The organism is Acinetobacter sp. RF15B, assembly GCF_007558235.1.
Taxonomy (GTDB): domain Bacteria; phylum Pseudomonadota; class Gammaproteobacteria; order Pseudomonadales; family Moraxellaceae; genus Acinetobacter; species Acinetobacter lwoffii_C.
The window spans coordinates 181108-199993 of record NZ_VLSR01000003.1; the positions used below are offsets into that span (position 1 = coordinate 181108).

At 44.1% G+C, this 18886-nt stretch carries 15 protein-coding genes; 4 read left to right on the top strand and 11 right to left on the bottom strand.

Features of this window, described 5'->3' with window-relative positions:
• Positions 1-53: 53 nt before the first annotated feature.
• Entirely contained in the window at positions 54-1277 is a 1224-nt protein-coding gene (locus E2K74_RS03470; protein WP_151206301.1) for a CaiB/BaiF CoA transferase family protein, read from the top strand.
• Positions 1278-1342: 65 nt separating this feature from the next.
• On the opposite strand, the gene E2K74_RS03475 is transcribed toward E2K74_RS03470, so the two are convergent.
• Positions 1343-3025, bottom strand: coding sequence for an AMP-binding protein (locus tag E2K74_RS03475; RefSeq protein WP_151206302.1), 1683 nt, complete (start codon positions 3023-3025; stop codon positions 1343-1345).
• A gap of 281 nt (positions 3026-3306) precedes the next feature.
• Here E2K74_RS03475 and E2K74_RS03480 point away from each other — a divergent pair, with 281 nt between their 5' ends.
• The gene (locus tag E2K74_RS03480; RefSeq protein ID WP_151206303.1) at positions 3307-4581 is read left to right on the top strand and encodes an MFS transporter; all 1275 of its coding nucleotides are present in this window, start codon (positions 3307-3309) and stop codon (positions 4579-4581) included.
• 66 nt (positions 4582-4647) lie between these two features.
• Here E2K74_RS03480 and E2K74_RS03485 read toward each other — a convergent pair whose 3' ends face one another.
• The 7 genes from E2K74_RS03485 to E2K74_RS03515 form a co-directional block, all read right to left on the bottom strand.
• On the bottom strand, positions 4648-6144 hold the full coding sequence (locus E2K74_RS03485) for a flavin-containing monooxygenase (protein WP_151206305.1): 1497 nt from the start codon (positions 6142-6144) through the stop codon (positions 4648-4650).
• Positions 6145-6156: 12 nt separating this feature from the next.
• Positions 6157-6996 (bottom strand): alpha/beta fold hydrolase, encoded by an 840-nt coding sequence (locus tag E2K74_RS03490; RefSeq protein WP_151206307.1) that lies wholly within the window; start codon positions 6994-6996, stop codon positions 6157-6159.
• Between the two features lie 134 nt (positions 6997-7130).
• Positions 7131-8933: an acyl-CoA dehydrogenase C-terminal domain-containing protein gene (locus E2K74_RS03495; protein WP_151206309.1), complete on the bottom strand. Its 1803-nt coding sequence runs from the start codon at positions 8931-8933 to the stop codon at positions 7131-7133.
• Positions 8934-9144: 211 nt separating this feature from the next.
• Positions 9145-10125: an NAD(P)H-dependent flavin oxidoreductase gene (locus E2K74_RS03500; RefSeq protein ID WP_151206311.1), complete on the bottom strand. Its 981-nt coding sequence runs from the start codon at positions 10123-10125 to the stop codon at positions 9145-9147.
• Positions 10126-10136: 11 nt separating this feature from the next.
• Complete coding sequence (locus tag E2K74_RS03505) at positions 10137-10925, bottom strand: enoyl-CoA hydratase-related protein (RefSeq protein ID WP_151206313.1); 789 nt, start codon at positions 10923-10925, stop codon at positions 10137-10139.
• Positions 10926-10954: 29 nt separating this feature from the next.
• On the bottom strand, positions 10955-11878 hold the full coding sequence (locus E2K74_RS03510) for a 2-hydroxyacid dehydrogenase (RefSeq protein WP_151206315.1): 924 nt from the start codon (positions 11876-11878) through the stop codon (positions 10955-10957).
• On the bottom strand, positions 11875-12630 hold the full coding sequence (locus tag E2K74_RS03515; protein WP_151206317.1) for a class II aldolase/adducin family protein: 756 nt from the start codon (positions 12628-12630) through the stop codon (positions 11875-11877). Before E2K74_RS03515 ends, E2K74_RS03510 begins: the two co-directional genes overlap by 4 nt.
• Before the next feature lie 110 nt (positions 12631-12740).
• Between E2K74_RS03515 and E2K74_RS03520 the strand changes: the two genes are divergently transcribed.
• Positions 12741-13178: a PaaI family thioesterase gene (locus E2K74_RS03520; RefSeq protein WP_151206319.1), complete on the top strand. Its 438-nt coding sequence runs from the start codon at positions 12741-12743 to the stop codon at positions 13176-13178.
• A gap of 408 nt (positions 13179-13586) precedes the next feature.
• On the opposite strand, the gene E2K74_RS03525 is transcribed toward E2K74_RS03520, so the two are convergent.
• The 3 genes from E2K74_RS03525 to E2K74_RS03535 are packed head-to-tail and all read right to left on the bottom strand — an operon-like array spanning position 13587 to position 17120.
• Positions 13587-14798: a 3-oxoadipyl-CoA thiolase gene (locus E2K74_RS03525; protein WP_151203108.1), complete on the bottom strand. Its 1212-nt coding sequence runs from the start codon at positions 14796-14798 to the stop codon at positions 13587-13589.
• A 25-nt stretch (positions 14799-14823) separates the two neighbouring features.
• Entirely contained in the window at positions 14824-16344 is a 1521-nt protein-coding gene (locus tag E2K74_RS03530) for a 3-hydroxyacyl-CoA dehydrogenase (protein WP_151206321.1), read from the bottom strand.
• 2 nt (positions 16345-16346) lie between these two features.
• Positions 16347-17120: an enoyl-CoA hydratase gene (locus tag E2K74_RS03535; RefSeq protein WP_151206323.1), complete on the bottom strand. Its 774-nt coding sequence runs from the start codon at positions 17118-17120 to the stop codon at positions 16347-16349.
• 450 nt (positions 17121-17570) lie between these two features.
• On the opposite strand from E2K74_RS03535, the gene E2K74_RS03540 reads away from it, so the two are divergent.
• On the top strand, positions 17571-18869 hold the full coding sequence (locus E2K74_RS03540; protein WP_151203111.1) for an MFS transporter: 1299 nt from the start codon (positions 17571-17573) through the stop codon (positions 18867-18869).
• Positions 18870-18886: the final 17 nt, after the last annotated feature.

Here is an 18886-nt window from a genome sequence, read left to right on the forward strand (position 1 = left end):
GCGATTATTAAAACGACATGCAATCTAAATAACATCGAACAAGGAGCGTAACGATGGGTGCTTTAACAGGCTTTCGTGTACTGGATTTAAGCCGGATTTTGGCTGGTCCTTGGTGTAGCCAGATTCTGGCTGACCTGGGTGCAGAAGTGATTAAAATTGAAAAGCCCGATCATGGAGATGACACACGAATCTGGGGACCACCTTGGCTTAAAAATAATCAGCAGGAAGATACCCATGAATCGGCCTACTACCTTTCAGCCAATCGCGGTAAGCATTCGGTTGCCATAGATTTATCTACCCCGGAAGGTCAAAGCATTATCAAGAAACTCGCAGAACAAAGCGATGTAGTCATTGAGAACTATAAAGCCGGCTCTTTGAAAAGATATGGGCTAGATTATGAAAGTCTAAGCCAGATCAATCCGCGTCTGGTGTATTGTTCCATTACCGGCTTTGGCCAGAATGGTCCGCGTGCGCAAGAACCTGGCTATGACTTCATTGTTCAGGGTATGGGTGGCATGATGAGTGTTACGGGGGAACGTGATGACCTGCCAGGGGGTGGCCCGCAAAAAGCAGGTCTGGCCTTTGCTGATCTGACTACTGGCTTATATGCCGCAATTGCGATTCAAGCTGCTTTATTGTCCCGTGAAAAAACTGGTGAAGGTCAGCACATTGATATGGCACTGCTAGACACCCAAGTCGCTTCCCTCTCTGTTTTGGCCATGAATTATCTGACTTCAGGTAAAGTCCCGTGCCGCTTTGGTAATGCCCATGCCAATATTGTGCCTTATCAGGTGTTTAAAGCACAGGAAGGTGAATTCATTATTGCCTGCGGGAATGATCTGCAATTTCAAGCACTGTGTCAGGCTGTAGGTTTGACCAAAGTGGCAGAAGATCCGCGTTTCCTGAAGAATTCAGGCCGGGTTACACATCGTGAAGAACTGACCACCCTTCTACAGGCGCATTTCTATTCTCAACCAGCAAAACACTGGGTAGATCTAATTCATGCAGTCAAAGTCCCAGTGGGTATGATCAATAATCTGAAGCAAACCTTGGAAGAAGAACAGGTACTGGCGCGTGAAATGGTCATCCAAATGCCACATACTTTGCGTGACGATTACACCTCGATTGGTTCGCCGATTAAACTCTCCAAGACCCCGGTAGAATATAAAAAAGCCCCACCTTGTCTGGGTGAAGATACAGATGCCATTTTGAGTCAGTATTTAAGCCCTGATGAAATGCAAGAATTGAAAAATAAAAAAGTCATTCAGCAGCGATAAACTGGTAAGCAATAAAAAAAAGGAATCGAAAGATTCCTTTTTTTTTATTTTGACCATGTCATTCCTTAACAGGCTTTGGCATCCGGCTGCACGGTTTTAGGCAACTCACGACGTAGAATTTTACCGACTGCAGACTTTGGCAATCCTGACACAAACTCGATGTATTTCGGTAACTTATAACTGGTCAGTTGTAGTCTCAGATAGGTCATGACTTCATTTTCGGTCAGACTGGTATCCTGTTTTACAATAAAGGCTTTCGGAACTTGTCCAGATTTTTCATCATCCACCCCAATGACGGCACATTCCAGTACTTTAGGATGTTTAGATAAAACACCTTCCAGCTCATTTGGATAGACATTAAAGCCCGAGACCAGAATCATGTCCTTTTTACGGTCCAGAATGGTGATATAACCCTTTTCATCCATACAGCCGATATCACCTGTCAGGAAGAAACCATCTTTGGTAAATACCTGTGCTGTTGCTTCCGGTTGCTTCCAGTAACCCTTCATCACCTGGGGGCCGCGAATAGCAATTTCTCCAGCCTGATGAAGTGCTACAGGTTTTCCTTCATCATCCAGAATTCGAATTTCTGTGCCTGCCAATGGCAAGCCAATACTACCGCTAAAGCTTTTGCTTAAAGGCGGGTTAAATGTTGCCGTTGGTGAGGTTTCAGAAAGACCGTAGCCTTCATAGATATGACAGCTTGTGACTTCGTACCATAATTCTGCCGTGTTTTTTAAAACAGATGCACCACCGCCTGTCGTGGTTTTTAGGCGTGAATGGTCCAGCTCGCGGAAACGTGGATGATGAGCCAATGCATTAAACATAGTATTCACGCCCGGAAACACCGTCGGCGGATGCTTATGATATTGATCTACCAGTGCATCCAGATCTCTTGGATTTGGAATCAGGACATTGGCAAAACCGCGACTCAGACCATAACTGAACAGGCAGATGGTAAATCCATAAATGTGATACAGCGGCAAGGCACAGAATACATATTCATTTTCAGTGGCATAGCGGTCACCAAAATGGCTGATAAATACGGTACTGTTCTGGGCGATATTAAATAAAATATTGCGATGGCTCAGTTCTGCACCTTTAGAAACACCTGTGGTACCTCCCGTGTATTGCAGAATGACCGTATCTTCCTGATGCTGTACAGGTGTTTTGAAATCAATAATTTCTACCTGATTTATTGCCTGCCTAAAGTCAAAGAACTGTTTATCCGGATATTGTGTTGCCTGACTATAAATAGCACTTTGCTGCTCTTGAATAAAATCCGGCGAATGCGTCGAAATAACATATTTGAGTTGAGGACATTCCTCTAATGCTGTTAATTGCTCCAAAGTCTGTCCAAGGATAATCAAGGCTTCTGCACCTGAATCCTGTAGCTGATGATAGAGCTCGCGCTGGGTGTACATGGGGTTGACATTGACCAGCACATAACCGGCCCGAATAATGGCAAAGGTAGCGATTGGATATTGAATAATATTCGGTAACATCACCGCAATACGGCTGCCAGCAGTCAGCCCAAGACTCTGTAAATAGCTTGCCAGTTTCTGGCTATAGACATCGATATCGTGATAGCTGAATTTACGATCCAGATAGATAAATGCAGTTTTATCCTGAAATTTCAGCAGATTCTCAGCAATTGTCGTGCTCAGGGTTTTCTCAGGATCTGGCCGGGTAAACTCCGGATTGATATTCCACTTTTTATATTCTTCCATCCATGGCTGACTTGTCATTACAGCACTCCTATCCTTGATTATAAAATTTATTTTGTATGGTGAAACTTTATTTTGATTAAAAAATAATAACGTTATCTTTCACCTCAAATCAATGCAATATTTAACTAATTTCAATTTTTTACAAATTAAATCACTTGTTTTATAGCTAATTATCTGGATATATTTTATCAATTAATAAATAAATATTTCATATAGCGAAATTATAAATCAGTAGAAGCAATAAGAGAATGGGATTCATTCTTGTAAAACAACAACGTAACTAGAAAAGGATGTCAATGATGACCTATGAAACTTCAGTGATGGAAGCTGAACGAGTCACAGTTCAGCCTAAAAAAATATGGATGACCGCGTTTATCCTCTGTTTTCTTATTTTACTTGCAGATGGTGTGGATCTGGCTTTCTTAGCCTATAGCCTCACTAGTATCAAAGCTGAATTTAATTTAACTACAGTTCAGGCAGGTGCTTTAGGCAGTTGGAGTCTGGTAGGTGGTGTAATTGGTGGATTAATTGGGGGTTGGGCCTGTGATCGATTTGGCCGGGTGAAAGTTATTGTATTTTATATGATTCTTGCTTCCAGCTTATCTTGTACTTTGGGCTTTGTAGAATCTTATCATCAATTTTTAATTATCCGTAGTATTGCAGCAATTGGGCTGGGCTCCTTGTACATTGCCTGTAATACCTTAATGTCAGAATATGTTCCGACAAAATACCGGACGACTGTTCTGGCAGCACTCATGACGGGTTTTACCTTAGGTTCATTGTGCGCAACTTTGCTCGCAGGCTGGATTATTCCTGAATACGGCTGGCGTATGCTGTACTGGATTACCATTTTCCCGATTGTACTGGCTTTTCTGCTTTATTTTCTTGTTCCTGAGCCGGACTCTTGGTTACGTTCCCGTGAATTAAAGCGCCAGGAAGCAGCCAGAAAAGTTAAGGTGAAAAAGCAGAATCCTTATAAAATTATTCTCAAAGATAAGAATCACCGCTGGATGTTTTTACTGTGGATTTTAAGTGCAGGCGCCTTGCAGTTTGGCTATGCCGGTTTAAGTAACTGGTTACCTGCTTATCTGGAATCGGATCTGGGGATCAGCTTTAAGGCCATGACTGGCTATATGGTCGGAACGTTTATGATTATGATTTTTGCCAAGGTGGTTGCAGGGATCTTGGCAGATCGGTTCGGACGACGGGCCCTATTTGCTTTTGGAACCATGGGAACAGCACTATTCCTTCCGATAGTGATTTACTTTAATACACCGACTAACATCTTGTACCTGATGCTCATGTTCGGCTTCCTGTATGGTATGCCTTTTGCCATTAATGCGACATATATGACTGAAAGCTTCCCTACTTCGATTCGCGGTACGGCTGTAGGTGGTGCATTTAATATAGGGCGTATAGGTGCGGTATTTGCACCACTCACTATTGGTTATTTTGCACATGGAGGCTCAATTGGAACAGGTCTACTGGTAATGGCAGGTGCCTATTTTATTTGTGGTCTGATTCCTGCTTTGTTCATACGTGACCGCTTATATGATCCACAAAAAGCTGATTAATCTCTATCATCTTTTGATAAAAAACCAGTCAAATAGACTGGTTTTTTTAATGAATAAATTTAAAAATCAGACAACTTTTCTCTGAGCATTTTCTATATATTCATAATGGTAACCACTGCGAATAAAATGCTGGTTTTTATCTCTGAAAGAATGTGCATAATCCGGCCAGACCAAAGTCAGTTTGCGACTCACCGGGTCCAGATACCAACTTTTACAGCTTTCTGACAACCAGACACTGCCTTGGGAAAGTTGCTGTAACTCCTGCATATAGTGATTTTCAGCGTTCTGATCAGCTTCAAAGACCTGAATCTGCTCCTGTTCAAAAAACTGCAAAGCATCCAGTACCAGATCAAACTGGGTTTCCAGGAAATAAAGCGCTGAATTATGCCCACTTCCGGTATTGGGACCATTCAAGATAAATAGATTTGGAAAATTATGAACTGTCGTAGACTGATAACCCTGCATACCGCTAGACCATTGCTGTTCCAGACTCAAGCCATGTTTACCCACCACCTTTGCCGCATAAGGTGGTCGTGCTGCTTCAAAGCCGGTAGCAAAAATGATGATATCTGCAGAATATTCATTGCCTGATTTGCTGATTACACCATTTTTCGTAATTTCAGCCAAAGCAGAATCTTCAAGCGTGACATTCGGTTTTAGAAAAGTCGGATAATAATCATTGGACAGCAATAAACGCTTGCAGCCCGGTTCATAATTCGGTGTGAGTTTCTGCTGTAATTCAGGATCTGAAATCTGATATTTCAAGAATTGCAGGCAGTTTTTTTTGACCCGCTCAATCTGACTTTTCAGATTACGGCGCTGGGCAAAATTGTATTCATTGCCCCAGAACAACAGGTGTCTGAGTGTTGACATACTGTCCGGATCTTTGCGGAAAAGCTGTTTTTCTGACTCAGAATAAGGTCGGTCTGGTCGCGGCAAAATATATGGCGCACTACGTTGCAAGACGTTCAGGTTTTTTGCTGTTTTGGCAATTTCTGGTACAAGCTGGATGGCAGAAGCACCAGAACCCACCACAATGACGCGCTGATTTTCAAGGTTCACCTGATGATTCCAGCGCGCGGAATGCATCACTTGGCCTTCAAATTCTTCCAGCCCAGGAATTTGTGGCAGATGTTCATCTGCCAGATGCCCGGTTGCTGTAATTAAAAATTCAGCCTCATAAACACCTTTAGAGGTTTGTACTTCCCAGATGCGTTCTCGTGCATTCCAGCCGGCTTTTTCCAGTTGGGTCTGAAAATCAATATGGGGCCGGATATTTTCCTGATCGCAGCATTGGATTAAATAACGCTGAATTTCTGCCCCTTGTGGAAAGACACGGGACCAGTCAGGATTTTTAATAAAAGAAAAAGAATATAGATGAGAGGGTACGTCACAGGCGACCCCGGGATAGGTATTATCCCGCCATGTTCCACCGACTTCTGCTGCACGTTCAATGATTTTAAAATCGTGAATACCCTGCTGTTTAAGGCGGGTTGCCATGCCTAATCCACCAAAACCACTGCCTACAATTAGAATCTTGCTGCGCTGTACTTGAGCTTGCATTCTTTATCTCCTTTAAGGCATATAGGGCTGGATTTTTTGATTCGCTGGATACTGTTCTGGATGCTGGCTAAACTGGTTGACCAGTTGCACCACTTCGGCTGGCGCTTCGATATAGAGCGCATGTCCTGAAGAAATTTCGATATAGCGACTGTTCGAAATTGAAGCAAATAGCAGTTTAGCTTGCGCTACAGGCACCATGCGGTCTTCACGGCAAGCCACAATCAACGTCTCTGCACGAATCTCAGGCAAGAACGATGTAATATCAATGCGATAATTCAGTTCACGCTGTTTGGCCGCATCTTGGGATGGTTTTACAAAGCGTGCCAGATCCAACACCTGCTGTTCGCTTCGTGCAGACAAATAATCATCGCTATACAGGCAATAATTGACAAAATGAGGCAAGGCCGCAGATTGATCACTAAATAACTGTTGCCAGATCGTGGTCCGTAGTTGTTGCACCGAACTGGTTTTCGCCCAACCGGCCAACAGAATCAAACGTGCGATACGCTGTTTAAGACTCGCGGCTACTTGTGCAGCAATCACGGCACCGAGCGAATAACCCACCACAGTAATTGCTTCATCTTCTGCAACCGCATGCTGGATCAGTGCTTCAACTTGCTGGCTAAAATCGGTCACTGCTAAATCGGATTTATCTGGGGTATGCAAATCAATGGATAAAACCCGCTGATGAATACCGAGCATCGGAAAAATATAGCTGAAATGCTTGTCGGTATTTCCGCCGGTGCCATGAATCAGAATAATGGTGGGATATGAGGATTTCTGTCCGACTTCATGATAAGTGAGTTGTAAATCACCATAAGGACATTGTCGAGTAATCGTGCCTAAATCCATATAGACTCCTGATCTTGTTGTTTTATGGCCGATGCAATACTAAAAAGTACCTATCGATATTGAATTTTGTGCAGGATAAAAAAAGTAGTCAGAAAAAAGACCCACGATCGAGAGATTGACCGTGGGTAAAAGGATTAATCGAATTTAAACTCTTCTGGTGCAAGCAAGAACAGGCTCTCACCACCAGCCTGAATATTGGCAATGTGAGTTGAAGTTCTTGGCAGAATACGTGCAAAGAAAAATTGTGCTGTTTTGATCTTCGCTGCATAGAACGGATCGGTATTGCCCTCTTCAATTTTTTGCTGCGCCGTAATCGCCATTTTCAGCCATAAATACGAAGACACCACATAACCAGAGAAGTATAAGTAATCGACGGATGCCGCACCGATTTCATTGGCAGACTGTTGTGCCTGAGCCTGAATCGTTTTGGTTAATTCTAGCCATTGCTCAGTCAACTGGCTCACTTGTGCCACTTGCTGATTAAACTGGGCATGTTGCTGGTGTTCTTTCACATAAGCTTGGATTTCATCGGTTAAGGCAGTCAACAGACCCAGTTTTGAACCCAGCACTTTACGCGCCAGTAAATCGATAGACTGAATCTCAGTGGTTCCTTCATAGAGGCTGGCAATACGTGCATCACGGGCAATCTGTTCCATGCCATGTTCAGCAATATAACCATGACCACCGAAAACCTGCATACCATGTTTAGCCGCTTCTATGCCGGTTTCAGTCATTAACGCTTTGGCAATTGGGGTTAATAATGCCAGACGGTCTTCAGCTGCTTTCTTTTCTTCAGGGCTGTCAGTGGCTTCAGCGATATCGGCATAGGTTGCCAGATAATATGCAAGCGCACGTGAACCTTCTGCAAACACCTTTTGAGTCAGCAGCATGTTACGTACAGCCGGATGCACGATAATCGGATCTGCAGGCTGGCTTGGCGCTTTTGCACCTTCAAGTGAACGCATCGCCAGACGGTCTTTGGCATAAGCCAAAGCCCCCTGATAAGAAGATTCTGCTGCTGCCAAGCCTTGAATGGCTGTACCGATACGTGCCGAGTTCATAAAGGTAAACATGCAGTTCAGGCCGCGATTTTCAGGCCCAATCAGGAAACCTTTGGCATTATCAAAATTCAGCACACAGGTCGCATTGCCGTGAATGCCCATCTTGTGTTCAATGGCACTACACACCACGCCATTACGGGAAGCCACATTACCAGCTTCATCCAGATTGTATTTCGGAACAATAAACAGCGAAATACCTTTGGTTCCCGCAGGCGCATCCGGTAAACGTGCCAGTACAATATGCACGATATTTTCAGCCAGATCATGCTCACCTGCAGAAATAAAGATTTTCTCACCGCTGATGCTGTAGCTGCCATCTTCATTTGGCACTGCTTTGGTACGGATCAATCCCAGATCAGAACCGGCATGAGATTCAGTCAAACACATGGTGCCTGTCCAGCGGCCTGCAATTAAAGGTACCAGGAATTTCTGTTTTTGCTCATCGCTTCCGTGGTGTTCTAAAGTACGCATGGCACCGTGTGACAGGCCTGGGTACATGCCCCAAGACCAGTTGGTCGCGGTAATAATTTCTGAAATCGCGATACGGTATAAAGTCGGAAAACCCTGACCGCCATATTGTTCATCGCCAGTTAATGAGGTAAAGCCAAGTTCTACATATTTGTCATAAGCTGCTTTAAAACCATCCGGTGTAGTTACGACGCCATCCTGCAAACGGCAGCCCTGCTGATCGCCTGTCGCATTAATCGGTAGAAGTTCGTTTTGGCAAAAGTCCGCAGCGACTTCTAAATATTGCTCCATAATTTCCATAGACATTTTATCTGCGAACTTTGCATAGTCGGCGTATTTCTGTTCAACATTAAGCAGGTCTTTCAGGACAAACTTCATGTCTTTTAATGGCGCAATATAATTTCTCATCGTAATTCCCTTGTATGAGCTCTAATTTGTATATTTATGACTATTAATTTCATAATGCGAAATTATGTTTTAAATCCACTATAATATAATTTAAAGAATAAAATCTAGTCATTCTGTAAAACTTCCTATTTAAAAAAAGAAAAATATTCAGAATGAAAAGAGCCATTCATGATGGAATGGCTTTTCTATTCGGTGACTACACTAAAGTTGATTAACGTGGAAAACATTGAGCTAAACGTTGATGAACAATCTGCTCTGCCTCCTGCATAATATTTTGTATCAGCGACTGACAAGTTGGAATGTCATGAATCAATCCCATCACTTGGCCTGCAGTCAGTACACCAGCATCAATATCGCCATTTTCTAAAGCCAGCTTGCCTTTTAAGCCACTAACATAAGGCCGAATCTGTTCAAATTGCAGATTCGGATCTTCACTCATTTTAACGACGAGATCAGACACCGCATTTTTGGCAACACGGGCAGTATTTCTAAACTGTCGATACAGCAGATGCGTGGCTCGTTCATCATTGTCGACATAAAACTGCTTGATGTTCGGATGGATTGGTGCTTCCTGAGTGGCACAAAAGCGTGTACCCATATTGATGCCTTCAGCACCTAAAGCCAAAGCAGCGACCAGACCACGGCCATCAGCAAAACCACCACTAGCCACAATCGGCACAGTGAGCTGATCCGCTGCCGCAGGAATTAAAATCAGGCCAGGAATATCGTCTTCACCCGGATGGCCGGCACATTCAAAACCATCAATCGAGATGATATCGGCACCGATTCTTTGCGCTGACAGCGCGTGACGAACGGAAGTACATTTATGAATGACAATAATGCCATGTTGCTTAAATGCCTCAATATGTTCATGTGGCTTGTTGCCTGCCGTTTCTACAATCTTGATACCGCTTTCAATAATGGCCTGACGATATTCAGCATACGGCGGTGGGTTTACGGCAGGTAATAAAGTCAGATTGACCGCAAAAGGCTGATCGGTCATGTCATGGCAGCGTGCAATTTCCTTGGTCAGCGCTTCAGGTGTTGGTTGTGTCAATGCAGTCAGTGTTCCCAAGCCACCTGCATTGGATACGGCACTGGCCATTTCCGCTGTGCCGACCCACATCATGCCGCCCTGAATAATTGGATAGCGAATACCTAAAACCTCGGTAATACGGGTCTGAATTTTCATGAAAGCTCTCCTTAGCGTCCGATAAATTGTGCAGGGCGTTTTTCGACAAAAGCCTGGACACCTTCTTTATAATCCTGACTGTTCAGCACCAGATATTGCAGGTTTTGTTCCAGCTCCAGTTGTTGATCCATGCTATTTTCAGCACTACGCAGCAAGGCCTGTTTGGTTAAAGCCAGTGCATAAGTCGGCTGTTGTGCCAGTCGCTGTGCCAGTTCATCAATATAAGCATCAAATTCTGCATCAGGGATCATTTTCCAGATCATGCCCATTTCAGCTGCTTCCTTGGCATGCACAGGTTCACCGAGTAAAGTCAGTGCCGTAGCACGTGCATAGCCAATCAAACGCGGCAACATCCAGGTGCCGCCGACATCGGGAATTAAGCCAATTTTAGAAAAGGCTTGAATAAATTTGGCACTTTCCTTGGCAATGACCAGATCACAACCCAGCGCGATATTAGCCCCTGCTCCGGCAGCTACACCATTTACCGCTGCAATGACCGGTTTGGGGCTTTTACGAATCAGATTAATCAAAGGATTATAATATTTGGCCAGCGAACCCTCTGGTGGCAAAGGCACATTGCCGAGCTGCCCAGCACGTTCTTTTAAATCCTGTCCCGCTGAAAATGCCCGGCCATTACCACGAATCACAATTACCCGAATGTCTGGATCAGTATTCCAACTTTTCAAAACCTGTTGCACTTCTTCATGCATTTGCCGGTTGAAACTGTTGAGTGAATTTGGACGGTTAAAACTTAAAGTCGCAACGCCTTGCTGAACCTGGGTCTGAATCATTTCCCACATCCCTAATCTCCTTATTTTTATCTGTATCCTTAATAACCTTTGTTGACATCTACCTGATGGTACAACTCCAAACCCTGCTTGAAACGGCGGTCATTTTCCAGAATCTGTTCCACCACCACAGACATGGGCGCATGTGAGGCGACATGTGGTGTAACAACGATCTTTTCATGCTGCCAGAATGGATGCTCGGCAGGTAATGGCTCTTGCTCAAAGACATCAACAATCGCACCACGCAGATGACTAGAATCCAGTGCATCCAATAAATCCTGTTCAATTAAATGCTGGCCACGCCCGACATGAATGAGAGCTGCCTGCTCAGGCAGTTGCTGAAATAATTCAGCAGAAAGAATGCCGGTATTTTCTTCGGTAAGTGGTAGCAGGTTAATCAGAATCTGAGTTTGAGCCAGGAATTCGGAAAGTTGTTCTTGCCCTACATAGCTTTTAACTTGATTAATGTCTTTTGGGGAATTAGACCAACCACAGACTTGATAGCCCATGTCAGCAAAGCATTCTGCTACGTATCCACCCATATGTCCCAGTCCCATAATCCCGATCTGGATATGATGGCTATAACTTTGACGATGCTGCTTCCAGAGCTGCTGCTTTTGTTGCTGGATCATGCGGTCAAAATAACGCTGAAAATACAGCACACCCCAAAGCAGATAATCAAACATGCCCTTTTGATGATGAGGATCGAGTACCCGGCACACGGCTTGATCCGGTCGTATTTCACTCAAGTTTAAATGCTCGACCCCGGCAGCAATCGAATGGATCAGGCCAATTTTTGGAAGCTGATTCAATTTCTCCATATCTGGAAACCAAGAGGCTGCTGTAGTCGCCTGCTCTGCTTCCGGGCTGTCCACTGTACAGAAACTCCCAACCGGTGCATATTTCTGAAAAGACTTGACCAAAATGGCTTCAATATTCGGAACAGTACTGGATATCACAATCATGATGCATACTCCGTATATTGATGCTCAATCAGGGATAACGCGGCCTGCCAGGCACGCTGTAAAATCGGTTCAACTAAAGGACTGGCGAACTGTTGAGCAGTTTTAATGCGGACTTCTTCAGCTGGATAGTGCAATTCTGCACCGCCACTTAAGGCCTTCACCTGTGCCTGACAGGCGCGCTCCAGGAAATAAATTTCGTGAAAGGCCCGTGCCATGGTTTCGCCAGCCGTTAATAGGCCATGATTACGTAAAATCATGGCGCGATGACTGCCCAAGTCCTGAATCAGACGCTCCTGCTCATCAGTAGAAAGTGCAACGCCTTCATATTCGTGATATGCCACCTGCTGATAAAATTTCAGCGCATGCTGGGAAATGGGCAGAAGACCGTGCTTCTGTGCAGACACGGCAATTCCATCTGCGGTATGCGTATGAATAACACAATTCAGATGAGCATGCGCCTCATGAATTGCGGAGTGAATCACGAAGCCGGCCATATTGACTGGCTTGTCTTGTTCATAGCTTTCTACCACCTGTCCTTCATGATTAATCTTCACCAGCGTTGAGGCACGCATTTTTTCAAATGCGACACCATATTGATTAATCAGAAAACAGTCTGGTTGATCTGGGACTCTTAGGCTGATGTGGGTATCAATCAGGTCAGTCATCCGGTAATGCGCGATAATGCGATAAAGCGCTGCAAGTTCACAGCGTGCCTGCCATTCAGCATCTGTAACGAGAGTTTTTATTGTCATGATTCCATCCTGGAAAAATATAGCATTTCGATCACTATCTGTTATATCATAATTTCAGAAAAACAGAATATTATTTCATAAGACGAAATAAATCATTACAAGGAGTGGATATGCCCACATCACAATTAAATGGACTCGAATATCTCACCGCAATTAAGAATGGGGAAATTCCCAGTTCAGCCATGAGTGAAATTATTCCCATGCGCCTGAGTGTGGTGCGTGAAAACTATGTGGAATATGAAGTGCGCCCGGATCATCGTCATTTCAATTTACAAGGCGGCATTCATGGTGGCTTTTGTGCAACGGTATTAGATAGTACGACTGGTGCTGCGGTGCATACGACAGTAGATGCAGGTGTCAGTTTTTCGACCATTGACCTGAATGTGAAAATGCTGAAAGCAATGAAAAGCGGCGAAACCTATACAGCTATTGGTGAAGTGATTCGCATTGGTCGTAATGTACTGACCTCAGAAGGCAGAATTATCGATAAAGAAGGTAAAGTTTATGCATTTGGTTCAGCGACTTTATTGGTTACCAACAGAACTTGACCATCAGTAATAAAGATCCTTAAAACCTGTGCAAATGTCAGCCAATTAATAAGTTGGCTGACATTTCCTTTTTTAAACTTATGAGGTTATTTGATACGCGAGAACGTCATCCGCAACTGTTTGAGACAGGGCTACTTTGTAAAATAATAGTTTCTACGATATATCTGATTATTTATGGTTTTGGACGAGTTTTGCAGTTTGGAGCATTGCTCTGCAAGATGGTTTTCTTGCGAAGCTTCGCTTCTCATTTTGCCGAAACAAAAGTAGCGTAGAGAATTTAAGTTTGATTTAACAAGAGCTCTAATACTCACCAAATCTTTGTTGTATTTTTTATTTAAATATAAAAATCCCAATAAAAAATGCCATGTATATTATCTATACATGGCATTAATACGATGACTAAAGTTGTTAAGCAGCTTCAGGATTCTCAATCACCATCGCCAGACCTTGACCTAAACCAATACACAGACTAATCACGGCATATTTTTTACCGGTACGCTGTAACTGACGTGCAACGGTCAAAGCCAAACGCGCACCCGAACAGCCCAGTGGATGACCAATGGCAATCGCACCACCATTTGGATTGACACGCGGATCATCCAAAGCGACATCCAGACCTTTCAGGCAAGATAATACCTGACTGGCAAAGGCTTCATTAATCTCGATGATATCCATGTCGTCTAGCGTCAAACCAGCACGTTGTACTGCCTTTTTAATCGCTTCAATTGGGCCAGCCCCCATGATGCGTGGCTCAATGCCAGCAGCTGCAGAAGACAGAATACGTGCTAAAGGTTTTAAGCCGTACTGTTCCTGAACTTTTTCACTGCCGACAATCAGTGCTGCAGCGCCGTCATTGATACCTGATGCATTACCCGCAGTCACTACACCGCCTTCAAAAAGCGGTTTCAACTTGGATAAAGCTTCAAATGTTGAAGATGCACGTGGATGCTCATCCTCAGTGACTTGTTTAGGCGGCAATTTGCGTCCTTGAGAAACTTCAATCGGGGTAATTTCACCTTCAAAGAAACCTGCTGCTTTCGCTGCCTGATATTTTGCCTGTGATGCAGCGGCAAAGGTGTCAGCCTGTTCACGGCTAATACCGAATTCTTCAGCCACGTTATCACCTGTTTCAGGCATGCTGTGCGCGCCAAACTGATCCGTGAATTTACGGTTCGGGAAACGTGTACCAATCGTGGTGTCATATATTTTAGCGTCACGTGAATAAGCACTTTCTGCTTTGCCCATCACTAAAGGAGCGCGGGTCATGCTTTCTACGCCACCAGCAATGTACAGTTCGCCTTCGCCTGCAGTAATGGCACGTGCCGAATCAATCACAGCACCCAAGCCTGAAGCACAAAGCCGGTTGACAGTTTGACCCGGAACCGTCACCGGCATACCGGCAAGCAGTGCAGCAAAACGAGCCACGTTACGGCTGTCTTCACCGGCCTGATTGGTACTCCCAAAGATTACATCTTCTACATCTGCTGCCGGAATACCAGTTTTTTCTAACAGGTTCTTAATGACCGTTGCTGCCAGATCATCTGGACGTACAGTTGCCAAGCTTCCTGCATGGCGACCGATTGGAGAACGTAAACCATCATAAATATAAGCATTTAACATGAGTGTTATTCCTTTAACTTTCTAATTAATGTGTAGTATGAACAAGAGGTAGACTGAGCTGAACACGGCGACGCAACCAAGGACTTGGACGGTAACGCTGGTCACGGGTAATCGCAGTCATGCGGTCCAGAATTTTCAGGATTTTTTCAGCACCTAAGACATCGCCCCATTCAATTGGGCCATGCGGATAACCGAGGCCTAGTTTTACCGCAACATTGATGTCTTCAACTGTCGCGACGCCTTGCTGGGCAATATCACAGCCGAGATTCACAATCATTGCCAAAGCACGTTGAGCCACAAAGCCAACGCTTTCCTGAATTACACTCGCAGTCACACCATCCAGATTGAAAATCGATTGAGCCGCTTGGGTCAGTTCAGACTTGGTCACAAAAGTTGGCATTAAGGTGCGGTGTTTATTCAGCCCATACAGTAGGTCGATACACACCACTTGTTGAGGCGCTACCTGATAGCGGACAGCGGCTGAAGTTGCATCTTCACCATAAGTGGCAATCAGGATTAAAGCCTCTGCTGAAGGTGTCTCAGTTTGCTCGATCTGAATATTGAACTGTTGCAGATATTGCTCAAGCGCCTGACGATCTTCACTATATTCTGTGCCTAGCCAGACTGCTGGATATTGATCGAGTTTTTCAACCAGTGTTGGAGCCACATCACCTACTTTGCTACCTGAAGTGTAATCATAGAAGCCTTTACCGGTTTTACGACCGAGCTGTTTGGCAATAAAGCGCTGACGGGTAATCACACTTGGACGGTAACGTGCTTCTTCATAATACTGCTGATAAATCGATTCACTCACCGGATGCGATACATCCATACCGGTCAGATCACCTAGCTCAAAAGGTCCCATTTTAAAACCGATCCCATCGCGGTAAATCCGGTCAATCTCATAAAATGGTGTGACATTTTCATTCAGAATTGCATAGGCTTCGCTACCAAAAGCACGGCCGGCATGGTTAATGATAAACCCTGGCGTATCTTTAGCTTTGACCGGACGATGACCCATTTTTGTAGAAAGCTGGGTTAATGCTTCAATAATGTCAGCACGGGTATTAAAGCCTTCAATTACTTCAACCACTTTCATGAGTGGTACCGGATTAAAGAAGTGATAACCGGCAACACGTTCTGGCTGCTTACAGTTGGCAGCGATTGCACTAATCGACAATGAAGAGGTATTGGATGCCAGAATGGCTTCTGGTTTCACAATGTCTTCTAGTTGCTGCATCAGCTTTTGTTTGATTTCCAGATTCTCAATAATCGCCTCAACAATCAGATCACAATCTTTCAAGTCTTCTAGCTGCTGTGCGATTGATAAATGAGCAATATCTTCAGCTGCTTTTTCGTGGCTGAATTTACCTTTATCTGCCAAGGTATTTAATGTTTTGGCCAGTTTATCCTGTGCCTGTTCAGCTGCCCCTTCTTTGGCATCAAACAGTATTACGTCATGACCAGACTGAATGGCGATCTGGGCAATGCCTGCACCCATGGTACCGACGCCAATAATCCCGATTTTCTGAATTTGAATACTCATGCTTATCGTCCCTGATAATTCGGTTTACGTTTTTCGATAAAGGCCTGCATACCTTCTTTTTGATCTTCTGAAGAAAACAGCATCTGGAAAGACTTACGTTCCAGAGTAAGTCCGGCATTGAGCGGCACATCTTCGGCCAATAAAGCCACTTCCTTTATTTGCTCCAAGGCAATTGGCGGCATTTTTGCCAACCCTTCTGCCATCTTGATTGCTGTAGCAAGGGTTTCACTGTCTTCAGTCACCTGGGACACCAGACCAATTTGATAAGCTTCCGGTGCCGGTACCAGACAACCGGTCATGATGATACGCATGGCATGGAATTTGCCTACTGCACGGAATAAACGTTGAGTCCCACCTGCACCCGGCATCACGCCAACTTTCACTTCAGGTTGACCGAACTGGGCACTTTTTCCAGCAATGATAATGTCTGCATGCATCGCCAGTTCACATCCACCCCCCAGTGCATATCCATTTACAGCTGCAATCACCGGTTTTGAACACTGCGCAATCGCTTGCCAGTAACGTTCAGTACGACGTTGCATCATCTGGATGGTTTCAGCGGTAGCTAATTCCCTTAGATCGGCCCCTGCTGCAAAATCTGTTTCACCGCCAGTAAGAATAATGGCCCGAATATTTTCGTCATCATTGAGTTGTAGAAAAGCTGCAGCCAGTTTCTGGCGCACTTCTGTATTCAAAGCATTTTTTGCTTCTGGTCGATGGATCTTGACCATCGCCACATGTGCTGAGATTTGCTCTACTTGAACCACCTGTTCCATTAAAATCTCCATTTATTTTGTATAGCGAAATTTTATTTTATATAAAACTACGGTTTCTAAGTCTATAAATCAAGAATTTTTAACTCAAAAATTCAAAAAAGTTATTTTTTACTAAAAATAGAGTAAAAACTCTTGTTCAGTTGGTTATTTTATGATTAATTGATTTCGCAATACGGAATTAACTAATCATAGCTGATTGTGGTTGTTCATTTATATAAATTTCAACCAGAAATAAAACTAAAAATTAGTTTATTTCACATGGATTGATCACTTTTCAGTGAGTTATCACCTAGGTTGAAATGAAAAAAATCAGATTTAACCTGATCGTCACAGGACTAATGCGAACAGGAGCTTAGACCTTAGATTAGGGAAATGCTTTTCCGAGAGGAAGGAAAATGGATTTAGCGGTAGCAGAGGAAATGCTACTTTTAATTTATAGAGGATATAAGAATGACAAGCGATACCATCGTAACCGAGGATAGTAAAACGGATGTTTCCTCCGACGGCACCGTCAAACAGGCCCCTAAACGCCTGTGGATGACAGCCTTTGTCTTTGCTTTTTTGATTTTACTCTGTGACGGTGCAGATATTGGTATTCTGGCTTTCAGTTTGACCAGTTTGAAAGCGGAATGGGGTCTGACTTCTGTACAGGCGGGTGCTTTGGGAAGTTATTCTCTTTTGGGTATGGGAATTGGTGGCTTTGTCGGTGGATGGGCCTGTGACAAGTTTGGTCGCGTACGTGTCATCGTATTAGCGACCATTGCCTTCTCAATCTTGTCTGCCTATTCAGGCTTTGCTCAGTCTTATACTGAATTCGCAATTTTACGTACCCTGTCCTGCTTGGGTTTAGGCTGCTTATATATTGCCTGTAATACCCTAATGTCAGAATACGTACCGACCAAATATCGTACTACGGTATTAGCGACATTAATGACCGGTTTTACTTTGGGTTCTCTAGTCATCACTATGCTTTCAGGCTGGATTATCCCTGAATTCGGCTGGCGTATGCTGTACTGGATCACGATTGCGCCATTAGTTTTAGGTATTCTGATGCACTTTATGGTGCCAGAGCCGGAATCATGGAAGCGTGTCCGTGAAATGAAAAGAACCGGTCAAATCGTGGATAATAACGCAAAAAAAGGCAATCCATATATCACCATTCTTAAGGACAAGACCCATGGCAAGATGTTCATCTTATGGTCTTTCAGCTCCGGTTTCCTGTTATTCGGTTATTTCGGTGTCAGTAACTGGCTACCAAGCTATCTTGAAGCTGAATTAGGCATCAAGTTTAAAGAAATGGCGCTGTATATGGTGGGTACATTTATCACCATGATATTTGCCAAAATCATTGCCGGTTATGTTGCTGACAAAATTGGCCGCCGTATTGTTTTCGCTTTCGGCACCATGGGAACGGCTCTGTTTATTCCTGTCGTGGTTTATATGCATACCGCAGACAACATTGGTGTACTGATGCTGATCTTCGGTTTCCTGTACGGTATTCCATATGCCATTAATGCAACGTACTTAACTGAAAGCTTCCCGACAGGAGTTCGTGGAACAGCCGTCGGTGGTGCATTCAACATCGGTCGTATCGGCGCAATCTTCGCCCCAATTACTATTGGCTATCTGGCGATGCAAGGTTCGATTGGTACAGGCTTGATGGTCATGGGTGCGGCTTACTTCCTGTGTGGTTTGATTCCTGCCCTGTTCATTAAAGACCGTTTATACGATCCGCAAAAAGCAGAATAACCTGGGGACGATAAGGC